Below are 7,443 nucleotides of genomic sequence, written 5' to 3' on the forward strand. Positions count from 1 at the left end.
GGACACCCCCTACGAGCGCGGCGCGGCGGTGCTCGCCCGTTCCACCAGCCGCGTCGACAGCTCCGTTCGCGTGCTCTCCGGGTGGTGGCCGTCCATCAGGCGCAGCAGCGACCGCAGGGCCGTCGCGGCCATCTCCGACAGCGGCTGGCGGACCGTGGTCAGCGCGGGGGAGGCCCAGCGCGCCTCGGGCAGGTCGTCGAAGCCGACCACGCTGACGTCGTCCGGGACGCTCAACCCCCGCTCGGCCAGGGCCTGGTACACCCCCAGCGCCATCCGGTCCGAGCAGACGAAGACGGCCGTCGGCGGCTCGGGCAGGTCGAGCAGTTCGCGCATGCGGCGGCGGGCCAGGCTCTCGTCGAAGTTCGCGTGCCGGACGTACTCGGCGCGGTTGCGGACCCCGGCCGACGCGAGCGCCGAGCGGTACCCGGCGACCCGGGCGCTGCTGCACAGCGTGCGCCGGTGACCGGCGATGACGGCGATGCGCTCATGGCCCAGGGACAGCAGATGCTCCGTGGCCGTCAGACCGCCCTGCCAGTTCGCCGCGCCCACCGACGCCACGCCCTCCGGCGGTTCCTGGACCGGGTCGATCATCACGAACGGGATGCGGTGCTGCTCCAGCCAGGCGTACTGGGAATCGCTCAGCTCGGCCAGGTTGAACAGGACCCCGGAGGAGCCCCGGGCGACCAGCTTGTCCAGCCAGCCGCGCTCCGGGCGGCCGGCCCGGGTACGGGTCAGGGCCGCCGACACCACGACCTCCAGGCCCGCGTCGTGCGCCGCCTCCTCCACCCCGTGCAGCACAGCGCCCGACCAGGAGCTGTCCAGCGAGTGCACGACCAGGTCCACCAGCCGCGGCGCCTTCGACGCGTCGAACCGGGGTCTGCGCACATAGCCGAGCCGGTCGAGCGCCTCGGTGACACGGCGGCGCGTCTCGGGCGCCACGTCCTCCCGGCCGTTGACCACCTTCGACGCGGTCGGCACCGACACCCCTGCCTCGCGGGCCACGACCGCCAGCGTCGGACCGGCCGCCACGCTCGCACTCGCCGTACGGACCATCGGGAACCCACCTCTCCGGCCCGCCCGAGGGCCGTGGAAAGTTTCGACCAGCGCTGCTCACCGCAATCCGGAATCCGACCGGGCAGAAAGCGCTTCCTACTGTAGGTGCGGCGCAGGACGTCGGGAAGACAGGTGAATTCACGGGTTCTCGTCGGTCAAAACTTTCGAAACCCCGAACAACGCGATCAGCCGGGTGTGCGGGTCAGCCAAAACAGGTCAGCCGGAACCCCGTGAAGTCCGCTGTGAACGCCGCGTCGACGAGGTCCCGGGCATGGATGCCCGCCATCGCACCGGTGAAGCGCAGCCGGGACCCGTGGTCGTCGGAGAGCCGGCTGAAGTCCAGGGCCGGGCCGATCGCCGCCCGCACCCCGTCCCGGACGTGCCAGAACCGCGCCTCGGCACCCTCGATCGTGACCCCCAGCGTCACGGGCGCCGCCGCCGGCACCTCCACGACGGCCACCTGCCGGATGCCCTCCTCGTCGCGCTCCACGAGGCTGAGCACCGTACGGCCCTCCGCACCGGGCGTGCCCCGCCACTGCTGTCCGCGCTGCGGCTCGCCCTCGGGCTCCGCCCAGGTCAGGTCCAGACCGAGGTACGCCTCGGGGTTGTACCAGAGCACCAGCCCGGCGGCCTGGGTGAAGGTGACCGGCCGCGCCTCGACGGTGACCTCGGCCTCGGCGCGGTGTTCGGTGACGCGCTGGGCCAGCAGGCTGCTCGCCCAGCGGGACTCCGGCCCGTGCCGGCCGCGCAGGCGGATCCAGCCGGGCCGGGCCGTCGTGTCGGCCCAGGACGCCTCCGGCGGCTCGCGCAGGGAACTCCACGGCCAGGACAGGTCCTCGGGCGGGGCAGCGGGGGGCAGCGGGTGCGGCCGCGTCGGCACCTCGACCTCGACCGCCGGGTGCCAACCGCCCTGTCGCAGCCGGGGCCAGCCCTGCGCGTCCCAGGTCACCGCCTGGATGGCGCTCTCCCGGCCGAGCGGGCAGCGGCGGCCCTGCGGCGTGTGCAGCGGACGGGCCGTCAGATGACCGAGCAGCCACTGCCCGTCCGGCGTCTCGACCAGCTCGCCGTGCCCGGCCTTCTGCAAGGGCGCGTCCGGGTCGTCCCGCGTGGTCAGCAGCGGCCGTTCGTCGAGTTCGTACGGCCCGGTCAGCTCCCGGCTGCGGGCCACCCGCACCCCGTGCTCCCAGCCCGTGCCGCCCTCCGCGAGCACCAGGTAGTACCAGCCGCCGCGCCGCAGCAGCTTCGGTCCCTCGATCAGCCGGTCGTGCTGCAGCAGCAGACGGGTCCGCCCGATGGGGGCGAGCGTGTCCCGGTCCAGCTCCGTGACGACGATCCCGGCGAACCTCCGGCCGCCCGGCCGGTGGTCGTTCTGGAGGTTCAGCAGCCACAGCCTGCCGTCCTCGTGGAAGAGGGCCGGGTCGAAGCCGTGGCTCGCGACCCGGCGCGGCGCACTCCACTCGCCGCTCACCTCGGTGGCCGTCGAGACGTACGTGTCCAGGTCGAAGTACGGCGTACCGACCGAGCGCACGACGGTGTATGTCACCCAGAACCGTTCCCCGTCCCAGCTCAGCGACGGCGCCCAGATACCCCCGGAGTCGGGTACCCCGGCCAGCGAACCGCCGGGGGCCGCACCCCGGACGTGCCCGGCGTACTCCCAGTGGGCCAGGTCGCGGGAGCGGTGGACCGGGATCGTCGGGAACCACTCGAAGGAGCTGGTCGCCACGTAGTACCAGTCGCCGACCCGGATCAGGGACGGGTCGGGGGCGAAGCCGCGCAGGACGGGGTTGTGCAGAACGGTCACGTGAGGGCTCCGGAAGGGGTGGGCGCCCGGGAACCGCAGGGAGTCAGGGTCACCTGCGGCCCCCGGAGTCAGTCGGCGGCGAGGGAGATCACTTGAGGGCGCCGAGCGTCACGCCCGACCGCCAGTAGCGGCGCATCGCGACCATCATGATCGCCATGGGGACGATGGACAGCAGCGCGCCGGTCAGCACCAGGCCCGTGAGGTCGATGCCGGACTCCAGCCGCGTGCCGGTCCAGTTGTAGAGGCCGAGGTTGAGCGTCCAGTTCTCCTTGCCGCGCAGCACGGTCAGCGGGAGGAAGAACGCGTTCCAGGTGTTGACGAAGGCCAGCAGGAACACCGTCGCGCCGCCCGTGGTCATCATCCGCAGCACGATGCTGAAGAAGATCCGCAGCTCGCCGGCGCCGTCGATCCGGGCCGCCTCCAGCAGCTCGTAGGGGACCGTCGCCTCGGTGTACACCTTGGCCAGGTACACGCTGAACGGGTTGATCAGGCAGGGGATCAGCATCGCCCACGGGGTGTCCACCATGCCGAGCGCCGAGAACAGCAGGTACAGCGGGAGCGTGAGCAGGGCGATCGGGATCAGGAACGAGCCCACGACACACGCGAAGATCGCGTTACGGCCGGGAAAGTCGAACCGCGCCAGACCGTAACCGGTTGCGAGCGCGATCAACGTGCCGCCGAGCGAGCCGACCCCCGCATACAGGAACGAGTTGGCCGTCCACCGCAGGAAGATCCCGTCCTGGTAGGTGAACACCTGGTGCAGGTTGTCCCACAGATGCCAGCCGGAGAACCACAGGCCGTTGCTCTGGTACAGCGCCGTGCGGTCCTTGGTCGCGGCGACGATCAGCCACCACACCGGGAACAGGCTGTAGACGCTGGCCAGGATCAGCCCGACCAGCAGGAAGCGCTGACCACCCCGCCCGCGGGAGGCCGCGTCCGGGCGGGGCAGGCGCCGGACGCTGCGGACGGGGGGCCGCTTCGTGGTGTGCTCGGTCAGCACCATCAGTCGGCCTCCTTCGAGGTGAGCCGGTAGAAGAGGAAGGAGGCCACGCCCAGGATCAGGGCGAGCAGCACGGACAGGGCCGCCGCGTAGTTGTAGTTGCCCGCGTTGAACGCCTGGTTGTAGATGATCATGATCGGGGTGAAGCTGTCGCTGACCGTCTGCGGGGTGATGTTCCGGAACAGCGCCGGCTCGTTGAAGATCTGGAGCATCTGGATGATCGACAGCAGACCCGTCAGCACCAGCGCCCCGCGCACGTACGGGATCTTGATGCTGCGCGCGATCCGCAGCTCGGAGGCGCCGTCGAGCCGGGCCGCCTCGAACAGCTCGCGGGGCACGCCCTGGAGCGCCGAGTAGATGATCACCATGTTGTAGCCGATGCCGTGCCAGGTCAGCAGGTTGCCGATGGACGGCCACACCATCGACGGCGCGAAGAAGTTCCAGTCGAGCCCGAGTGCCTTGCCGATCGGGGTCAGCGGGCCGACGTCCGGGCTGTAGAGGTTGACCCACACGATCGCCGCGACCACGCCCGGGATCATGTACGGCACCAGCAGCAGGATCCGGAACCGGCTCGCCACCCTGGAGGTGACGGCGTCCAGGAACAGCGCCAGCAGCAGGCTGATCAGCAGCATGAACGGGATCTGCACACAGGCGAAGAGCACCACGCGCAGGATGGAGTTCATGAACGCCGAGTCCGTCAGGCCCTGCGTGTAGTTGTCGAGCCCGACGAACTCCGTCGTGGCGCCGCCGAGGCCCAGCCCGGACTGCTTCTCCGTGAACAGCGACTCGTAGACGGCGTAGCCGATCGGGAGGAGATACAGGAAGACGAAGCCGAGCTGGAAGGGCACCGTGAACGCGGCACCCTTCCAGCGCATGGAGCGAATCATCGAATGCCTCAGCCCTTGACGCTGATACCGCGGGACTTCAGGTCCTTGACCGTCCACTGCTGCATGTGCGCGAGCAGGTCGGTGACCGTCTGCTCCTTGTTGACGACCTTGGCCCAGCCGGCCTGGAGCTCGGTGAACATCGCGGTCCAGTTGGGCCCGAAGGTCCAGTCGGTGGTGACGGTGCCCAGGCTGTCCGTCACGACCTTCTGCGCCGGCTCGTAGTTCTTGCCGAGCAGCTTCTGCGAGATCGACTCACCGACGTAGGCGTTGCTGTCCTTCAGTGCCGGCATCACGCCATTGCCCGTCTCCGGGCTGGCCATCGTCTTGACGGCGTCCTGGTTCGTCGACATCCACAGCGCGGCCCGCGCCGCCTGCTCCTGGTTCTTGCACTGCTTGGTCACCAGGGTCACGCTGCCGGTCAGGTTGGTACCCGCCGGCGTCTTGGGCGCCTCGCCCTGGTACGTCGGCCACGGGGCCAGCGCCCAGTCACCGAAGGACTTGGTGAAGTTCTGCACCATGCCGGCCATCTGCCAGGTGGAGATCTGCCGGGTCGCGGTGGCGCCGGTGTCGTAGCTGCGCTGCACGGCCGCGTAGTCGGCGAAGGACAGCTTGGCGTTCAGGTCGTTGTCGATGATCTCCTGGATCACCTTCGCGGCCTTGAGGGTGCCCTCGTCCTGGAAGTTCACCTTCCAGGCGTTGCCGTCGATCGCGTACCAGTGGGCACCGGCCTGCATGGCGAGCACCTCCAGGGTGCTCGGGTCCTCACCGGCGTAGTTGGTGATCTTGATGTTGTGCTTCTTCAGCTCCTTGCCCGCGGCGATGAAGTCGTCCCAGGTCGCCGGCGGCTTCAGGCCGTACTTCTTGAAGATGTCCGTGCGGTAGATCGTGAACTGGGGCGCCGAGCTGGTCGGCACGCCGTAGAGCTTGCCCTGCACCTGCGCGCTCGCCCAGGCGCCGGTGTTGAACTTGTCCTTCTCGCCCTCGACGTAACGCGTGATGTCGGCGAGCGCGCCCTGCGAGACCCAGCTGGTCACGTACTCGGCGGTGTTCTGCACCAGGCAGGGGGCGTTGCCGGCCTTCACCGCGTTGGTCAGCTGCTTCTGCATGGTCAGCTGGTCGGTGACCTTGGTGTACTTCAGCTGGATGTCCTTGTGCGAGGCGTTGAACGCCTTGACGACCGCCTCCTGGCCGTTGGCCCAGCCCCAGAAGGGGAGGGTGACCGGGCCGGACTTCGACGCGGCGTCGTCGCCCGAGCCGGATCCGCCGCAGGCGGAGAGCAGACCTGTCAGCGCGATACCCGCGACAGCGGCGGAGGCGAACCTTCTCCGGGGGCTGGTGAAGTTCATCTGACCGTGATCCTTCGGAATAGGCGTTCTCAGAACGAGAGGACGGCAGCGGCTCGGTGGTGCTGGCCAGGAACGGCGGCCGGAAACCGTCGGCTCGCGGTTGCGGGGGGTTCGGCCAAGCGTAAGCAGAAGCTGTAGTAAGCGGTTGCTGGGACGGTAGGCGGCGGGCTCGGCTCTTAGCAAGAGGTGCGCGGAAATTTGTTACGGCGTTTTGTCCGCCGGGTTATCTCCCGGCGCGCGGCGGGCGCACGCGCTTGGGCCCGCATACCCGCAGGTCACTGCGGTGCCGTGCAGGCCGGTCCGGGCCCTCGGCAGGCCCGCCGACGCAACCTCGAACAGGTCGCGAAGGGGTCGGGAAAACGGTTACGTAACGTCGTCTGGCCGCTATCCGTGCTGACCCGGCGGCTGCACCGAGTTGCGGACCACGACATGCGTGCCCAGCACCAGATGGTCGCCGTCGGCGCTCTTGCGGCGCCCCGCGCCGCCCTCGCGCCGGTCGGCCACCGCGCGCAGCGCGACGCGGCCCATCTCCTCGTACGGCACGTGCACGGTGGTCAGTTGGGGAGTGAGCTGGGACGCGAGCGGGATGTCGTCGTAGCCGACGATCGAGACGTCCTCGGGCACCCGCAGGCCCGCCGCGCGCAGCGCCTGCATGGCGCCCGCGGCGACGACGTCCGTCCCCGCGAGCACGGCGGTGAAGTCCGGCGTCTCGTGCAGGGCCGCCTCCACGGCCTCGTACCCGTGCTCGTAGTCGTACGGGCCGTGCCGGACCATACCCGGGTCGAACGGCACGCCGTACGCCTCGAAGGCCCGCTGCGCTCCCCTCAACCGGCCCTGCGCGGTGGTCAGTTCGGCATGGCCCGGCAGGACCAGGACGCGCCGGTGACCGGCCGACAGCAGGTGGCTGGCCATCGCGTAGGCGCCGCCCTCGTTGTCGTAGTCGACGGTCGTCGCCGGGACGTCGCCCTCCAGCGGGGGCCGGCCCACCAGGACCAGATGCGAGCCGGCCGCGTCCAGGGAGCGGGCGAAGCGGGCCATGCGCAGCTGGTACTCGTCGTAGTCGTACGCGCCGCCGAGCAGGATCACGGCGGCCACGCCCTGCTGGCGCATCAGGTTCACCAGGGCCAGCTCCCGCTCCGGGTCGTCGCCGGTCGTGCCGACCAGGGAGAGCCAGCCGCGCAGTGTGGCGGCGCCCTCGACGCCCTTGGCGACATGCGCGAACGCGGCGCCGGTGATGTTGTTGATGAGGATCGCGACCGTCGGTGTGCCGCCGCCGGGTGATGAAGGTGGTCCGGGACCTGGACTACGTCACCAACGCCCATGCCCGTTCGCTCGCCGGCGGCGGCACACCGACGG

General features: G+C 70.2%; 5 protein-coding genes and 1 pseudogene. All 6 read right to left on the reverse strand.

The features are described 5' to 3' along the window. Nucleotides 1–9: 9 nt before the first annotated feature. Nucleotides 10–1,053, reverse strand: a complete 1,044-nt coding sequence (locus CCL05_RS20210) for a LacI family DNA-binding transcriptional regulator (protein WP_086561898.1) — start codon at nucleotides 1,051–1,053, stop codon at nucleotides 10–12. Nucleotides 1,054–1,255: 202 nt separating this feature from the next. Then, nucleotides 1,256–2,854: a glycoside hydrolase family 43 protein gene (locus CCL05_RS20215; RefSeq protein ID WP_086561899.1), complete on the reverse strand. Its 1,599-nt coding sequence runs from the start codon at nucleotides 2,852–2,854 to the stop codon at nucleotides 1,256–1,258. A gap of 88 nt (nucleotides 2,855–2,942) precedes the next feature. Next, the gene (locus tag CCL05_RS20220) at nucleotides 2,943–3,857 is read right to left on the reverse strand and encodes a carbohydrate ABC transporter permease (protein ID WP_086561900.1); all 915 of its coding nucleotides are present in this window, start codon (nucleotides 3,855–3,857) and stop codon (nucleotides 2,943–2,945) included. After that, on the reverse strand, nucleotides 3,857–4,741 hold the full coding sequence (locus CCL05_RS20225) for a carbohydrate ABC transporter permease (protein ID WP_086561901.1): 885 nt from the start codon (nucleotides 4,739–4,741) through the stop codon (nucleotides 3,857–3,859). The genes CCL05_RS20220 and CCL05_RS20225 overlap by 1 nt, the downstream gene beginning before the upstream one ends. An 8-nt stretch (nucleotides 4,742–4,749) precedes the next feature. Continuing rightward, nucleotides 4,750–6,087 carry an ABC transporter substrate-binding protein gene (locus CCL05_RS20230; protein ID WP_086561902.1) on the reverse strand — a complete coding sequence of 446 codons (1,338 nt, stop codon included), beginning with the start codon at nucleotides 6,085–6,087 and terminating at the stop codon, nucleotides 4,750–4,752. A 384-nt stretch (nucleotides 6,088–6,471) separates the two neighbouring features. Next, nucleotides 6,472–7,371, reverse strand: a pseudogene (locus CCL05_RS20235) (LacI family DNA-binding transcriptional regulator); the annotation flags it as partial. Nucleotides 7,372–7,443: the final 72 nt, after the last annotated feature.

This window comes from Streptomyces africanus, assembly GCF_002150735.1.
Taxonomy (GTDB): Bacteria; Actinomycetota; Actinomycetes; order Streptomycetales; family Streptomycetaceae; genus Streptomyces; species Streptomyces africanus.